At 62.0% G+C, this 13761-nt stretch carries 14 protein-coding genes; 5 read left to right on the top strand and 9 right to left on the bottom strand.

Going from position 1 to position 13761, the window contains the following annotated elements; all coding sequences use genetic code 11:
* Positions 1 to 40: 40 nt before the first annotated feature.
* The 3 genes from QCE79_RS11385 to QCE79_RS11375 form a co-directional block, all read right to left on the bottom strand.
* Entirely contained in the window at positions 41 to 1012 is a 972-nt protein-coding gene (locus tag QCE79_RS11385) for a LysR family transcriptional regulator (RefSeq protein WP_244826130.1), read from the bottom strand.
* A 197-nt stretch (positions 1013 to 1209) separates the two neighbouring features.
* Positions 1210 to 1869: a 2-hydroxychromene-2-carboxylate isomerase gene (locus QCE79_RS11380; RefSeq protein ID WP_244826128.1), complete on the bottom strand. Its 660-nt coding sequence runs from the start codon at positions 1867 to 1869 to the stop codon at positions 1210 to 1212.
* 129 nt (positions 1870 to 1998) lie between these two features.
* Positions 1999 to 3441 carry a TAXI family TRAP transporter solute-binding subunit gene (locus QCE79_RS11375; RefSeq protein ID WP_309844215.1) on the bottom strand — a complete coding sequence of 481 codons (1443 nt, stop codon included), beginning with the start codon at positions 3439 to 3441 and terminating at the stop codon, positions 1999 to 2001.
* Between the two features lie 676 nt (positions 3442 to 4117).
* On the opposite strand from QCE79_RS11375, the gene QCE79_RS11370 reads away from it, so the two are divergent.
* Both QCE79_RS11370 and QCE79_RS11365 read left to right on the top strand, forming a co-directional pair.
* The gene (locus tag QCE79_RS11370) at positions 4118 to 4480 is read left to right on the top strand and encodes a BON domain-containing protein (RefSeq protein WP_309844213.1); all 363 of its coding nucleotides are present in this window, start codon (positions 4118 to 4120) and stop codon (positions 4478 to 4480) included.
* 256 nt (positions 4481 to 4736) lie between these two features.
* A complete protein-coding gene (locus tag QCE79_RS11365; protein WP_309844210.1) occupies positions 4737 to 6860 on the top strand; it encodes a D-(-)-3-hydroxybutyrate oligomer hydrolase in 2124 nt (707 codons plus the stop codon).
* Positions 6861 to 7139: 279 nt separating this feature from the next.
* Here QCE79_RS11365 and QCE79_RS11360 read toward each other — a convergent pair whose 3' ends face one another.
* Positions 7140 to 7871, bottom strand: a complete 732-nt coding sequence (locus QCE79_RS11360) for a DUF2242 domain-containing protein (RefSeq protein ID WP_250465479.1) — start codon at positions 7869 to 7871, stop codon at positions 7140 to 7142.
* Between the two features lie 184 nt (positions 7872 to 8055).
* Positions 8056 to 8373 carry a DUF4148 domain-containing protein gene (locus tag QCE79_RS11355; protein WP_244826121.1) on the bottom strand — a complete coding sequence of 106 codons (318 nt, stop codon included), beginning with the start codon at positions 8371 to 8373 and terminating at the stop codon, positions 8056 to 8058.
* Between the two features lie 368 nt (positions 8374 to 8741).
* On the opposite strand from QCE79_RS11355, the gene QCE79_RS11350 reads away from it, so the two are divergent.
* On the top strand, positions 8742 to 9032 hold the full coding sequence (locus QCE79_RS11350) for a co-chaperone GroES (RefSeq protein ID WP_244826120.1): 291 nt from the start codon (positions 8742 to 8744) through the stop codon (positions 9030 to 9032).
* A 93-nt stretch (positions 9033 to 9125) separates the two neighbouring features.
* Positions 9126 to 10766, top strand: coding sequence for a chaperonin GroEL (gene groL / locus QCE79_RS11345; RefSeq protein ID WP_244826118.1), 1641 nt, complete (start codon positions 9126 to 9128; stop codon positions 10764 to 10766).
* A 119-nt stretch (positions 10767 to 10885) separates the two neighbouring features.
* Here the strand turns inward: groL and QCE79_RS11340 are convergent, their stop codons facing one another.
* The 3 genes from QCE79_RS11340 to QCE79_RS11330 all read right to left on the bottom strand — a co-directional run bounded on the left by QCE79_RS11340 (position 10886) and on the right by QCE79_RS11330 (position 13032).
* Positions 10886 to 11269, bottom strand: coding sequence for a hypothetical protein (locus QCE79_RS11340; RefSeq protein ID WP_404989364.1), 384 nt, complete (start codon positions 11267 to 11269; stop codon positions 10886 to 10888).
* Positions 11270 to 11342: 73 nt separating this feature from the next.
* Positions 11343 to 12119, bottom strand: coding sequence for a DUF72 domain-containing protein (locus QCE79_RS11335; RefSeq protein ID WP_244826116.1), 777 nt, complete (start codon positions 12117 to 12119; stop codon positions 11343 to 11345).
* A 37-nt stretch (positions 12120 to 12156) separates the two neighbouring features.
* On the bottom strand, positions 12157 to 13032 hold the full coding sequence (locus QCE79_RS11330) for a hydroxymethylpyrimidine/phosphomethylpyrimidine kinase (RefSeq protein WP_309845291.1): 876 nt from the start codon (positions 13030 to 13032) through the stop codon (positions 12157 to 12159).
* 322 nt (positions 13033 to 13354) lie between these two features.
* Between QCE79_RS11330 and QCE79_RS11325 the strand changes: the two genes are divergently transcribed.
* The gene (locus tag QCE79_RS11325; RefSeq protein ID WP_025527884.1) at positions 13355 to 13525 is read left to right on the top strand and encodes a rubredoxin; all 171 of its coding nucleotides are present in this window, start codon (positions 13355 to 13357) and stop codon (positions 13523 to 13525) included.
* A 10-nt stretch (positions 13526 to 13535) separates the two neighbouring features.
* On the opposite strand, the gene QCE79_RS11320 is transcribed toward QCE79_RS11325, so the two are convergent.
* Positions 13536 to 13712 carry a hypothetical protein gene (locus tag QCE79_RS11320; protein ID WP_309844205.1) on the bottom strand — a complete coding sequence of 59 codons (177 nt, stop codon included), beginning with the start codon at positions 13710 to 13712 and terminating at the stop codon, positions 13536 to 13538.
* Positions 13713 to 13761 lie beyond the last annotated feature (49 nt).

Genomic DNA, 13761 nt, shown 5'->3' with positions numbered 1-13761 from the left:
TTGTTTCGCCGATGGTAGCGGAGATGCGCCCGCGCCGTCACTACTTGGCGGCGAGGCTCAGCAGTTCTTCGATGCTCGCATTTTTCTTGCGCCCGGTAAGCGTCTCGGAGACGCTCGCGATCATTTCGCGCAGCCATGCGACGTCTGTCGGCTGATCGGGTTGCGGCAGCGAGAGCTGATAGCACTTGATGCGCGGAAACGGCACCGGCGAATCGAGCACCGCAAGCGGCAGCATGGACGCGTAATGCTGCGCGAAACGGCGCGGTGCGGTGAAGATCAGATCGGATTGCAGCAGCACTTGCGGCACGAGTCCGAAGTACGGAATGGTCGCGACGATGCGCCGCTTCACGCCCGCGCGCGCCAGGCCGATATCGATCGGATGCCGCTTCGCTCCGCTATAAGGCGTCGGCGCGAGATGCGCGGCGAGTGCGTAGCGCTCGACCGTGAGCGGCTCGCGCGCGAGCGGATGGTTCGCGCGCATCAGGCAGACGAATACGTCGGCGAAAAGGTCCTGCTTTTCGAAGCGCGGCTCGGGCTTGGTCCAGTTGGCCATCATCACGTCGATCTCGCCTTCGTCGAGCGCGCGTTCGTGATCGCGCATCGGATTGAGCGATTCGATTTCAAGCCGCGCGTTGGGCGCTGCATCGCGGAAGGCGGCGACGAGCGTCGGCATGAAGAAATCGTTCAGATAATCCGGCGCGGCAAGGCGAAAAGTGCGACGCGAACTCGCGGGATCGAATTCGCCGTGCGGTGTCGCGACGAATTCGACTTCGCGCAAAGCGCGCTGCGCCGGCGCAAGCAGCGATTCGCCGTACTCGGTCGGCACCATGCCCTGCTTGCCGCGCACGAGAATAGGGTCGTTGAGGATCTCGCGGAGCCGCCGCAGCGCGGTGCTGATGGCCGGCTGCGTCTGGTTCAGCCGCTGCGCGGTCTGCGTCACGCTGCGCTCCAGAAGCAGCGTGCGCAAGACGCGGATGAGCCAGATATCGAGTGAGTCGGCGGGATCGTTCATGGGCGAAGCTGCGGTTTGAAGACGGACACGGCGGCTGATCGCAACGAACGCGGAATGCCGGGGCGTGCGTTTGCGCGCCCCGATGCATCACCGTTCACAAATTAGTCACGCAGCTTAACCCGAGGTTAAACGCTTTCCGCTTTTTAACGCCATAGCGCATGCGCTATGCGTGGCATCAGCCGCCGAGCCGCGAAGCGTCAGCTGAAGTCCGCGTCTCGCGGCGCGACCGGCAGCGCGCTGATGCGTTTCACTTCGGCGCCATCGAGCCAGTTCGGCGAGCGCGCGACATAAAGCACCATCGGCAAGGTGTCTTCGCCCCAGAAGAGCTGGTCGTTGACGACGAACGTCGGCACGCCAAAGACGCCCATCGCGACGGCGCGGTCGGTGTTCTCGCGCAGCTTCGCCTTGATGTCTTCGTCTTCGACGCGCGTTTCCGCTTCGGGCATGCCGACCCGCTCGCACAAGCCGCGAAAGCCTTCTGGCGTCGACGGATCGCGTCCTTCGCGCCAGATATAGCGGAAGATTTCGCGCACGCAGACGAGATCGCCCTTTGCGATTACCGCGAGCCGCAGCGCCTTGAGCGGATCGAACGGATGCGCGGGCGGCATCTTGAACGGAATGCCAAGCTGCTCGGCGCGAAAGAGCGCATGCCGATACGTAAACACGCGTTTCGACGGAATGGTCGCCGCGTGCGGCTGTCCCCAGCGGTCGAGCAGCTTCAACAACTGCACCGGCACGAACTCGAACGGCATGTCGGGCCACTTTTCGTGTTGCTCCAGCAGCAGATACGAGAACGGCGATATGAAATCGAAGAAAAAGTACGGCTGGCCAGGGCCGTTGGCATGCGCTGCGCTCATCTAGATTTCTCCCTTGATCCTGCCGCGCCCGGCTTTTCGGGCTTATTCATTGTCCGACCGCATCGCGCAGGCTGCTACGTGGACCCGCGCCTTTATTCCGCTCGCATCTTTCGATCCTACCTGGCGATATTACGTGCTGCTCGGCTCGCTGTCTGCCTGCGCCGGTTCACGGCGCGGCTCCGTTTCGGCGACGGGCGCATGCGCGAGCCGTTCGCGCACGAAGCCGATATGTTCGCGCAGCACGTAGAACTGATCGGCGAAGGCAAGCGGCATTTTCATGCGATTGACCGCCGATTCGATCGCGTCGATCCGGTCGATCAGGGCGTCGCGCTGCGCGGTGTCCGGGCCGCTGATCGCTTCCCGTTCGATTGCAATGAGCGCGCCATACCACTTGTAGATACGCGATTTCACGCGCCAGCGATAAAGCCCCGGCACCAGCCGCAAGCCCGGAATGAGCACGACGATCAACGGCACCAGCACGACTAGCACGCGATCCGCGAGACTCGCCATCCAGAACGGCAGCGTCCGGTAGATAAAGCTCTTGCCCGACTTGTAATAGCGCTCGGCGTTGTCGCTGATGCGAAATTCGTGGACGAGCGGCGCGGGAAATTCGTTTGCGCGCTGCAGCAGGTTGGCGCGGCTGTGCACTTCGCGCGCCGCTTCGATCAAAAGATCCGAGAGCGCGGGATGCAGACTGTCGCGCGCCACCAGTTCGGCCGTCGGCGCGATGGTGTGGACGGCGCGCGGCGGCAGATTGCGGGCGAAATCGAATGCACCCATCGGCAGTTCGATTTCGGTGAGATAGGGGAAGCGGCGCGCGTAGGCATCGGCTTGAGTGAAGTCCATGAAACGGATGCCGGATGTGCGCAGGAGCTTGGCCATCGTCGGCGGTTGCGCGGAATCGCCGGTCAGGAACACGGCGTCGATCGTGCCGTCTTCGAGCGCGGCCGCGGCCTTGTCGCCGGCGAGCGGCAACAGTTCGGTATCGCCGCCCGGCTCGATGCCATTCGCCTTCAGAAGCGTGAGCGCAAGCGCGCGCGTGCCGCTGCCTTCCGCGCCGATGGCAAGCCGCTTGCCCTTCAGTTCGGACAAGCGCGTGACGGTCGCGCCACGATAAAACACGGCGAGCGGCACATACGACACGCTGCCGAGCGATTCCAGGTTTGCGTGCCGATCGCTCGCCGCGTCCGGCGTCATGCCGCCTTGCACGAAACCGACATCCACGTCGGATTTTGGATCTTCGAGGCGCGTGAGGTTGTCGAGCGAGCCTTGCGTTTCCAGCACGTTGAGCGTGACGCGGTTGCGCGCGAGGATTGCCTTGTACTTCTGCGCGCTGTTCCAGAACGAGCTGCCCTTGGGGCCTGCCGCTATCGTCAGCGTGCTTGGCGGCGCGGGCTGGATCAGCCGCACGGCAAGATAGAGCGCCGCGATACTGACGAGCAGAATCGGACCGAAGGTCAGCGCGAGATCGCGCCAGGAAATCGCGACGAAGCGCGCGACGATCCTCTGCGGCTTGCGTCCCGTGGCTTTGTGAGCGGGGTCTTCGGGTTGGTGTCCTGGAGGTTGAATCATCGCGGCGGCAAACTTGAATAAGCATGGAAGTTTCGAGGTTTCCGCGAGCTTACCTGAAGCCATCCGCATTCAAGATGCCGTCGAGTTGCGCCATGCCACGCGTGCGAGTCGTTGGCTCGGCGGCCGTGCAAACCACGAGTGTGACACGCGTGTGTGCATGCCGCAGCACTCGTGCCGCCGATGTTGCGCCACGCCGCATCCAGTTCCTTGCAACGTTAAATGTTTTGCGCTTAAGGCCGCGCTGGGCTAAATTGACGTTCGCCGCCAGTTGGCGGGAACCATGCGCGTCGTAGCCCGCTCATGCGCCGGACAGTTTCCCGGCATGTGGGTAAATTGGGCGAACGCCATGCTCTTCGGAGTGTCGCGCGACGGTTTCCTGTTCCGCATCCGCCATACGGCAGGCCACATATTCGAGCCGACGGGCACTTGCCCCAAGTAACCGGCCGTAGTCAGTTTGTTAATTTCGCCAGTCTCTCGCAGCACCGCATTGCAGCATCAGGCCGCATCGAGCGTCTTGTCATCGAGCCATTCTCGGTGGAAGGCGCATTCGAGGCTGCGGCGTGTCCTTCGGGGCCGCCGCCGGGCTGTTGCACGAAAGCGGTTCGGTTTGTTTTGATGTGCCAACGAGTGAAGTAGTAACTGTGCGAAGTCAATAAGCGAAACAAAAGGAGAAATCATGAAAGCTGTCGATCTGTTGAAGGCGCTGGGCGTGGTGGTGTGCGTGGCCGTGGCGTCGAGCGCTTATGCTGAAGCGAGCGATGCGGACGCCACGTCGGCCGCGCCGACCAAGGCTCAGAAATCGGCGACCAAGAAGACCGACCGCAAGCTCGGCTACGACGTGCGCCGTGCGTTGTCGAAGGCGCAAGGCTTCGACGTGTCCAACGTATTCGTCCGCGCGCGCTCCGGCGCTGTCGTGCTCTCGGGCACCGTGCCGGAAGGCGGCCAGATCGCCCAGGCAGAAGAAGTGGCCAAGGGCGTTCCGGGCGTGAAGTCGGTTTCCAACAAGATTTCGCTCGGCGTTCAGAACGGCGGAGGCTAAGCACGCCGTTGCGCCGTTTCTGGCGGCGCGGTTTAGCGCTGTCATCGGCGGCGCTTCATGCGGGTCACTCGACGGGCTCCGGCATCACGCCGGGGCCCGTTGTCGTTCTGACATCCTCTGACTTCTCTTTGCTCTAAGGGAAGTTCAGCAATTACGCGATGGCTGTTTGCGCGTAATACTTGTTGTCGGCAAAGCCGTGCATGCGGCACGTGCAGAAGTCGATCAACAACAAGCGACCGGATGGCGGAGACACACAATGAAAAGATTCGCACGAGTCCACGGGTTGTCACGCGCGGCGACGCTCGCCGTGCTGGCGGCATTTGCGGCGACCACGCTCGTCGCCTGTCACGGCGGCGATGACGACGGCCCGCAGTTCCCGTCCAACACCTTGCCGAGTTTCGTCTTGGGAACGGTGAAGACGCAGACTTACGACGGCAATACCGACGACCTGCTGACCGCCGGACTCGGCAAGACAGGACTTGCGTCGGCGACGCCGCCTTCAATTGCCAATGCGGCCGCGCCGACAGCGGCGGAACTGCGGCGCCTGGCTATCTATTCGAACTATCGTGCGCTCGTCGATATGTCGGCGAACGGCGGCTACGGGCGCTTCTGGGGACCGAATGTCGATCTGAACGGCGGCGACACGCTCGGCGAAGGCAAAATCGCGGGCAAGGAGTATCTGGCCTTCTCGGACGACGGTTCGGGCACGAAGAACGTCAGCCTGCTCGTGCAGATTCCGACGAGTTTCAATCCGGACCAGCCTTGCATCGTGACGGCGACATCGTCGGGATCGCGCGGCATATATGGCGCGATTTCGGCAGCGGGCGAGTGGGGCTTGAAGCGCGGCTGCGCGGTTGCGTACACGGACAAAGGCAGCGGCAACGGCGCGCACGAGTTGTCGACCAATCTCGTCACGCTGATCGACGGCACGCTTTCCAATGCGACCTTCGCGGGCAATTCGGCAATCTTCAAGGCGAACCTGAGCCAATCGGCGCTTTCGGCTTACAACTCGGCGTATCCGAATCGCTACGCTTTCAAACACGCGCACTCGCAGCAAAATCCCGAGAAGGACTGGGGCAAGAATACGTTACAGGCGATTCAGTTCGCGTACTGGGCGCTCAACGATACCTATGGCGTGGTCAACGGCTCGACGCATTCCGCGCGCTACTCGAAGGGCAGCATTACGACGATCGCGGCATCGGTGAGCAATGGCGGCGGCGCGGCGCTTGCAGCCGCCGAACAAGACACCGATGGCTGGATAAGCGCGGTCGTCGTCGGCGAACCGCAGATCAACATGAATCTGCCGGCGCAGGTTGCGGTGCGCGAAGGCGGCCAGGCCGTCGGTTCGTTCGGGCGTCCGCTTGCCGATTACATGACCTACGCGAACCTGCTTCAGCCATGCGCGGCGCTAGCGACGGCGGCGGTCGGCGCGCCGTATCTGACGGCACTGCCGCTCGCGACCACCGTGGCGATTCGCACCGCACGCTGCGCGACGCTCGCGGCGAGCGGCGCCATTGCCGGCGGCGATACGCTCTCGCAAGCCAACGACGCGCTGGCGAAGCTGCATCAGGCGGGCTACGAAGCCGACTCCGACACGCTACATGCGCCGATGTGGGACTCGCAGGCCGTGCCTGCCGTCGCCGTGACTTACGCCGATGCCTACATGCTGGCGAGCGTCGCCGACAACCTGTGCAACTTCAGCTTCGGCACGACTAACGCGCTGACCGGCGCGGCGGGCGTGAACCCGCTCGTTTCGCCGATGCCCACGGTCTTCGGCAACGGCAATGGCGTGCCGCCGACCAACGGCATCAACCTCGTCTATAACGCGGGGACATCGGGCGCGGCGGATCATCGGCTTGCGACTCCCGATGCGAGCTTCGCGGGCGCGGCCTGCCTGCGCGCGCTTTGGGCGAACGGCAATCCGACGATGACGGCGAGCGTGAACGCGATTCGCGTCAACGCGAATCTGCGTGGCAAGCCGGCGATCATCGTGCAGGGAAGGTCGGATGCGCTCGTGCCGATCAACCATGCCTCGCGGCCGTATCTCGGCGCGAACAAGGTGGTGGAAGGCAACAATAGCCAGCTCTCACTGTACGAAATCACGAACGGTCAGCACTTCGATGCGTTCCTGAGCGTGGCTGGTTTCGATACGCGCTTCGTGCCCGTGCACTACTACAACCTTCAGGCGCTCAATTTGATGTGGGCTCACCTGAAGAACAACGCGCCGTTGCCGCCGTCGCAAGTCGTGCATACGGTGGCGCGCGGCGGCACGCCGGGCGCGGCGCCTCAATTGACGGTGGCGAATCTCCCGGCGATCGCGGCGAGCCCCGGCGCGAACGCGATTTCGGTGAATGGCGGCGTGGTGAGTGTGCCGAATTGAGGGGTGATGGGAGTGGCGTGCGGATTGGCGTCGCCGTCGGCGGCAGGCGGAGCTTCAGCTTTAGGCGGCGCGTGATGAGCGCGCCGCCTCGATGCGTCCGGGGGGGGCTAGCTGCGCGATGAGCGAGGCGTCACAGGCCACGCGGGTACATTTTGCGAACGGCGACGGGTGCTGAATGAGGTTTGCGGTGAGCTGATCACGCAACTGCAGCCGCCGTTGCCCGCGTGCTTGATGCTTGCATCGACGAAGCGTTTCCCGGAACGACGCGTGCGCTCGATCTCACTGAACCGGCGCCGATGCCGCGACGCCCTCGGACGCGGCGTGTTTCGCGTCGGATGACTGGATGGCCGTCGCCGCCGCGGCGGGCGCCTGTACGACGATAGGCGTTGGCGTGAGATCCGGTGAACTCACGATCAGCGACGGTGCGAGCGGCTTGCTCTTGACCTCATCCGATGCGATGGGCGAACTGCGCGGCACCGTGCTCAGATAGTGCCCCATCAGCCCGAAGAATCGGTCATAGAACTTGCCGGCGGGCACGGTTTCGCTGGAAATCTTGACCATTGCATCGCTGTTCGAACGGATCGGCAGCGAAAGCGAGCCCAAGACGCTCAAGCCCACGCTTGCGGAAGTATCGCTCTTCTTGAGCGCATAGCCGTCCTGCACCGCGTTCACATAAGCGATGCTCGTATTGGTCGTGTTTTCGCCGGGCGTGCAGACCACATGGAATGAGACGACCACGTGCGTTTCGGTGGACGGCTGGAAGTTCTTGGTGGCGTCGACGGTATCGGCTTGCGCCATCGTCGTGAGGAAGCCTTGCGAGAGCAGCGCGCGGCGGGCCGCCTCGCAGGTTTCGTTCACGGTGGCGTCGAAGTTGCGCGCGAACGGGCTCGCACCGGAGTCGAAGAGTTCCTGCTGATAGCTTGGCGTGGTCGCCGCGCGTCCGCCACAGGCGGCAAGGGCGAGAAATCCGAGGGAGAGAAAGGCAAGGCGCAGCGACGACGACATAGGCATGAGAGGCAACGAAGACGAAATTTGTGATGCAACAAACACAAATTGTAGTTCCCTCCGACTGCGCGAGAAAAAAACGTAGTCCAAAAACATCGTCGAATCCGTGGCTTACAGAAACTTTTCCTTCGGGATGCGCAAAAAGCAAAAGCCCGGCGTGCGTGCCGGGCTTCGTTACGCGAATCGACGATTACGGGCGATTGAAGTCGACCGGATTCGGGTCGATAGCCGCGCGGCGGGCAGCACCCGAAGCGGCAGCGCCTTCGCCGACACCGCCAAACGACGATGCAGCCGTGCCTTGTTGCGCGTTCAGGCGTGCTTGCGCGGCCTGAATGTTGGCGGGGTATTGGGTTTGATCGCTGGCCGGGTTGTAGCCTGCGCGTTCCAGTTGAACCAGTTGAGCCTTCACTTCAGCACGCGTCACCGGCGCGTTTTCTTGCGCCTGGGCGAAAGCGGGGACTGCAAGGACGGCAGCAACGGCGATTGCGGGGATGATCGACTTGAACATGATGAACCTCCTAGGTACTGATCTCGGGAACGTTGCGGGTGGAGAGTTTGTCTCTTCACTGCTTCGTCGTTGAAATGCAGTCTAGGCCTCGCCGACCCTAGTAGAAACCCTTATTAAGCGAAATCAGAATTGACGGATCGACATTAATCCAGCCAATCGACCTTACGAAATCCATAAATTTCCCCGTGTCCAGACAAAAGTACGCGAAATAGGGAATGCCCGTCTGTCCCCGTCCTTGAAATTGTCAAACTCGGTCCATATAATTAGCACTCACTGCACGAGAGTGCTAACAAATTGCCGCTCGGGCAGCTTCGCTTGCCGGGCGGGTTTCCCCCGCGTTTTCAGTCTCAATCAAGAGAGGAGTGTGTATGAATCTTCGTCCTTTGCACGATCGCGTCATCGTTAAACGTCTGGATCAGGAAACCAAGACTGCCTCGGGCCTCATCATCCCCGAAGCTGCAGCCGAAAAGCCGGATCAAGGCGAAATCCTGGCCGTCGGCCCGGGTAAGCGCGATGACAAGGGTGTGCAGAACGCCCTCGACGTGAAGGTGGGCGACCGCGTGTTGTTCGGCAAGTACGCCGGCCAGACCGTCAAGGTCGACGGGCAAGAACTGCTCGTGATGCGCGAAGAAGACATCATGGCCGTTCTGGTCAAGTAAGCACCTTCCTGCACTTCGGCTTCGCCGCAGAGCCGCTCCATTGGAGCCTGCCGCCCGAAGCCTCCAAACTGAATCGACTCAAGGAGTTTGAATATGGCAGCTAAAGAAGTCACTTTTGGCGATACCGCACGCGCCAAGATGGTCGAAGGCGTGAACATTTTGGCCAACGCGGTCAAGGTCACGCTGGGTCCGAAGGGCCGCAATGTCGTGCTCGAGCGCAGCTTCGGCGGCCCGACGGTCACCAAGGACGGTGTCTCGGTCGCGAAGGAAATCGAACTGAAGGACAAGCTCCAGAACATGGGCGCGCAAATGGTAAAGGAAGTGGCTTCCCGGACCAGCGACAACGCCGGTGACGGCACCACGACCGCTACGGTTCTGGCGCAATCCATCGTTCGCGAAGGCATGAAGTACGTTGCATCGGGCATGAACCCGATGGACCTGAAGCGCGGTATCGACAAGGCAGTGGCTGCAGCTATCGAAGAACTGCGCAAGATCAGCAAGCCCTGCACGACGAACAAGGAAATCGCTCAAGTCGGCGCGATTTCGGCGAACAGCGACACGTCCATCGGCGACCGTATCGCTGAAGCAATGGACAAGGTCGGTAAGGAAGGCGTGATCACGGTTGAAGACGGCAAGTCGCTGGAAGACGAGCTGGACGTCGTGGAAGGCATGCAGTTCGACCGCGGCTACCTGTCGCCGTACTTCATCAACAACCCGGACAAGCAAGTCGCCCTGCTCGAAAACCCGTTCGTGCTGCTGCACGACAAGAAGGTTTCGAACATCCGCGATCTGCTGCCGGTACTGGAACAAGTCGCGAAGGCTGGCCGTCCGCTGCTGATCATCGCTGAAGACGTCGAAGGCGAAGCGCTGGCTACGCTGGTCGTGAACAACATCCGCGGCATTCTGAAGACCGTTGCCGTCAAGGCTCCGGGCTTTGGCGACCGTCGCAAGGCCATGCTGGAAGACATCGCTATCCTGACCGGTGGTCAAGTGATCGCGGAAGAAACCGGCTTGACGCTCGAAAAGGCTACGCTGGCTGAACTGGGTCAAGCAAAGCGCATCGAAGTGGGCAAGGAAAACACGACGATCATCGACGGCGCTGGCGAGGCAGCAAGCATCGAAGCGCGCGTGAAGCAAGTGCGCACGCAGATCGAGGAAGCAACGTCGGACTACGACCGTGAAAAGCTGCAAGAGCGCGTGGCCAAGCTGGCTGGCGGCGTGGCAGTGATCAAGGTCGGCGCTGCGACCGAAGTCGAAATGAAGGAAAAGAAGGCACGTGTCGAAGACGCACTGCACGCAACTCGTGCGGCTGTGGAAGAAGGCATCGTGGCCGGCGGTGGCGTCGCGCTGATCCGCGCTCGCAAGGCTGTCGAAGGCGTGAAGGGCCTGAACTCGGACCAGGACGCGGGCATCCGCATCGTTCTGCGTGCGATGGAAGAGCCGCTGCGCCAGATCGTCACGAACGGCGGCGAAGAAGCTTCCGTCGTGGTGGCGGCTGTTGCTGCGGGCACGGGCAACTACGGCTACAACGCGGCAACGGGCGAGTACGGTGACCTGGTGGAAGCCGGTGTCGTCGACCCGACCAAGGTGACGCGCACGGCATTGCAAAACGCGGCATCGGTGGCAGGCCTGCTGCTGACGACCGACGCAGCCGTCGCGGAACTGCCGAAGGAAGACTCGGCCATGCCTGGTGGCATGCCCGGCGGCATGGGCGGCATGGGCATGGACATGTAATTCGGCTTCGACCGGTTACTTGCTTCATCCTCAGGGCGTGGGTTTCGAAGGAAGCTCACGCCGCAAAGAAAAACCCGCAGCAATGCGGGTTTTTTTTCGTCCGTGGCAAACGCGGACCGTTACTTGTTCATCTGATCGCGCATGTTTTGCGCGGCGGCCTTGTAGTCGTAGGTCGGATAAAACTCCGTCGTATAGCCGCCCCACGCGGTGGTTTCGATCGCGCGATTCACTTCGCGCAGGCGATCGGCCGGCACGCGTAGCGTCACGACCTGACCGACGCCCATCATCACGTACCACGACACCACTTCGATTCCCGGCGGCGGAAACGTCTTGAAGAAGCCTTGCTCCTTCAACTGCTCGTTGATCTTCGGAAGCGGTTTGCTTTGATCGTGCTTGAGGAAGATGGTCAGCAGGAAGGTGCCGTCGCCAGCCGGTGTGGCGGGCGGCGCCGTGCTTTGCTGCGCGTTTGCAGGCAGGGCGATGTAAATCAGCGAGGCGAACATCGTGGCTTGAAAAAGGCGTGCAATTCGTCTTGCTGATCGATGCATCGGGAATGCTCCTCGTGAACGAATCGGTCTAACGATGGTGGGTGCGCAGGCGCTCGATCATATGCAGCGCGTTGGGTTGCGCATTGCCTTCGGCGGTGTTGTCGAAGATGCACCAGACCTCGGGCGTTTTCTTCGCGCGCGTGTGCAGCGTGCGCGCGAGGTCGTCGAGATAGGTGTAGTTGTAGGAAGACTTGTAGAGCTCGGGCGAGCCATGCAGCCGCACATACACGAGCGAAGTGTCCGCGCGATGCTTGATCTCGCACTCGTCGGGGATCGGGTCCGCATCGACATAAGCCATGTGATGCGCCTTCAGGAGCGCGGCCGTGTGGGTGGTAAACCAGGACGGATGCCGCGCCTCGATTGCAATCGGCAACTTCGTGCGCTCACGCAACGCCTTGATGAAGGCTTCGGCCGTGGCCTGATCGAAGGGCAGACTGGGCGGCAGTTGCACGAGCCAGCAACCGAGCTTGTCGCCGAGTTGCCCCGCGCTTTGCAAGAATTCGTCGAGGAGCGCCTCGGTGCCGACGAGCCGCGCGTCGTGCGTAATGGACTTGGGCAATTTCACCGAGAAGCGAAACGACTCGGGCACGCTCTGCGCCCAGTTCGCGTAAGTCGATTCGCGATGCGGTTTGTAGAAGCTCGAATTGATCTCGACGCAAGTCAGCACGTGTGCGTAGCGTTCGAGATGCGTGCCTTCATGCGGAAAGCTCGACGACACGGCGCTCGACAAACCCCAACCCGCGCAGCCGATACGGATCGCGCCTTGCGGGCCGGGCTTGTGCAGATGGGGCAGTCGGTACGGCATGCGTTCTCCCGGCGACTCGATTGGTCAGTGTTTTGGGCTAATGGCGTACTTCCCCAGGCAGTCCCGCCGAGTCGTCGGGGAGGGACGACGTCTCGCCTTCTTCGTCTGCATCGTTCGAGCGCGCCCAGAAGAACCGGTCCGGCAAATAGGCGCCCATGCCCGGACGGAACGCGGCGCGCGCCGCCTGGAACACATACTCTTGAGCCTCGCGTGCGGCCTCGGCGGGTTCCTGTCCGTTGGCAAGCAAGGCCGCGACCGCGGCGCCGAGCGTATCCGTCAGCCCCATGATGCGATGCACACCGCGATCCCACGTATCTTGCCGCACCTGGCCTTCTTCGCTGTACAGCGTGTTCACATGGCGATGCGTGCCGGTTTCCATTGCGAGCACATATTCGCAACCTTGCGCCAGGATATGCGAGATCGCGGCATCCAGCGTTGGCGCCTCAGCGTCGCTGTCGGGTTGCGCGAGCTGCAACAACGTGGCGTGATCGGCGATCAACATGGTCGTTTGCGGCACGAGCAGGTCGGCAAGCGACTCACGCAGCTCGTCGGCGGACAAAACATGTTCATCGTCTAGTGTGAAGTCCGGCGCGAGGATCAGCGGTACGTCGTCGTAGTCGGACACCACTTCAGCGATAGCGGAAACCACTTCCGCGCGCGTTGCCGCGCCGATCTTGAACGCGGCGATCGGCATGTCCTCCAGCAACATGCGCGCCTGCGTGGCGACGACGTCGGGATCGATGCCGGTGACTTCGTCGCAGCTCGCGGAGTCGCGCACCGCGTAGCCCGTCAGCACCGTCACGCCGTGGCAGCCCATGCTTGCGAGCGTCAGCACGTCGGCTTGAAGCCCCGAACCGCCTGTGGGGTCCGTCAGGCCGAAGGTGAGAACGATCGGTGGGGAGTCGCCGGTCATGGCAAAAGCGGACATTGTTTTCTTGATTGCACGAATGGAACGGAAGGGCCGCGAACGCCCGCGCCTTGAAGTGCACTGGCGGCGGCCAGCTCGGTCATGATTCGACCGTGGTTCGACTATGGTTCAATGTTTCGATTATGCGGCCTAACGCCGTCAGGCTACAGTCTTTGCGCACTTTTTTCCGGTACGGCGGCGCTTGAGAGAGCCAGTACGGCGGTCGAAGGCTTGGCCACGCGTGAACGGGCATCTCGCTAGGCATTGACACGCCAACACGGTACCATCATGTCCTAATTTCAATCGACCATTTCGACGCGGCATAAGTATGGAATATAGAAGCTGGATGTGCCTGATCTGCGGCTGGATCTATGACGAGGAGGCGGGATTGCCCGAAGAGGGCATCGCGCCGGGTACGCGCTGGGAGGACGTTCCAATCAACTGGACTTGTCCCGAATGCGGAGCCCGCAAGGAAGATTTTGAGATGGTCCAGATCTGATCCGCACGCTCTACCGCGCCGCATGACTCGCGTCATGCGGCGCGCGTTTTTTGCGGACCGCTTTTTTGTTCGCTGCTTTCGTTCGCTGCTTTCGTTGCTGTTTTTGTCCGGCAGCGCTGCCGGTGTTGCGTCGTGCATCGAAATCGATGCGCGAGCCGGTCGCATGTTTGGCCGCTGCAAGCTGCATGGGCGCCACGACGCGTGCCGATGCCAATGCGAACCGGCGTCTGAAGGCA

The sequence above is a fragment of the Caballeronia sp. LZ003 genome (assembly GCF_031451465.1).
GTDB lineage: Bacteria > Pseudomonadota > Gammaproteobacteria > Burkholderiales > Burkholderiaceae > Caballeronia.
This window is presented reverse-complemented; position numbering and strand designations above follow the sequence as displayed.

Bases quoted from the DNA above. Each gene is read 5' to 3' on its own strand.
- QCE79_RS11340 (WP_404989364.1), bottom strand. From the start codon at position 11,269: ATGTTCGCCTCGCTGATTTACATCGCCCTGCCTGCAAACGCGCAGCAA.
- QCE79_RS11335 (WP_244826116.1), bottom strand. From the start codon at position 12,119: ATGCCGTACCGACTGCCCCATCTGCACAAGCCCGGCCCGCAAGGCGCG.
- QCE79_RS11325 (WP_025527884.1), top strand. From the start codon at position 13,355: ATGGAATATAGAAGCTGGATGTGCCTGATCTGCGGCTGGATCTATGAC.
- QCE79_RS11365 (WP_309844210.1), top strand. From the start codon at position 4,737: ATGAAAAGATTCGCACGAGTCCACGGGTTGTCACGCGCGGCGACGCTC.
- groL (WP_244826118.1), top strand. From the start codon at position 9,126: ATGGCAGCTAAAGAAGTCACTTTTGGCGATACCGCACGCGCCAAGATG.
- QCE79_RS11355 (WP_244826121.1), bottom strand. From the start codon at position 8,373: ATGTTCAAGTCGATCATCCCCGCAATCGCCGTTGCTGCCGTCCTTGCA.
- QCE79_RS11320 (WP_309844205.1), bottom strand. From the start codon at position 13,712: ATGCAGCTTGCAGCGGCCAAACATGCGACCGGCTCGCGCATCGATTTC.
- QCE79_RS11380 (WP_244826128.1), bottom strand. From the start codon at position 1,869: ATGAGCGCAGCGCATGCCAACGGCCCTGGCCAGCCGTACTTTTTCTTC.
- QCE79_RS11385 (WP_244826130.1), bottom strand. From the start codon at position 1,012: ATGAACGATCCCGCCGACTCACTCGATATCTGGCTCATCCGCGTCTTG.
- QCE79_RS11360 (WP_250465479.1), bottom strand. From the start codon at position 7,871: ATGCCTATGTCGTCGTCGCTGCGCCTTGCCTTTCTCTCCCTCGGATTT.
- QCE79_RS11375 (WP_309844215.1), bottom strand. From the start codon at position 3,441: ATGATTCAACCTCCAGGACACCAACCCGAAGACCCCGCTCACAAAGCC.
- QCE79_RS11370 (WP_309844213.1), top strand. From the start codon at position 4,118: ATGAAAGCTGTCGATCTGTTGAAGGCGCTGGGCGTGGTGGTGTGCGTG.
- QCE79_RS11350 (WP_244826120.1), top strand. From the start codon at position 8,742: ATGAATCTTCGTCCTTTGCACGATCGCGTCATCGTTAAACGTCTGGAT.
- QCE79_RS11330 (WP_309845291.1), bottom strand. From the start codon at position 13,032: ATGACCGGCGACTCCCCACCGATCGTTCTCACCTTCGGCCTGACGGAC.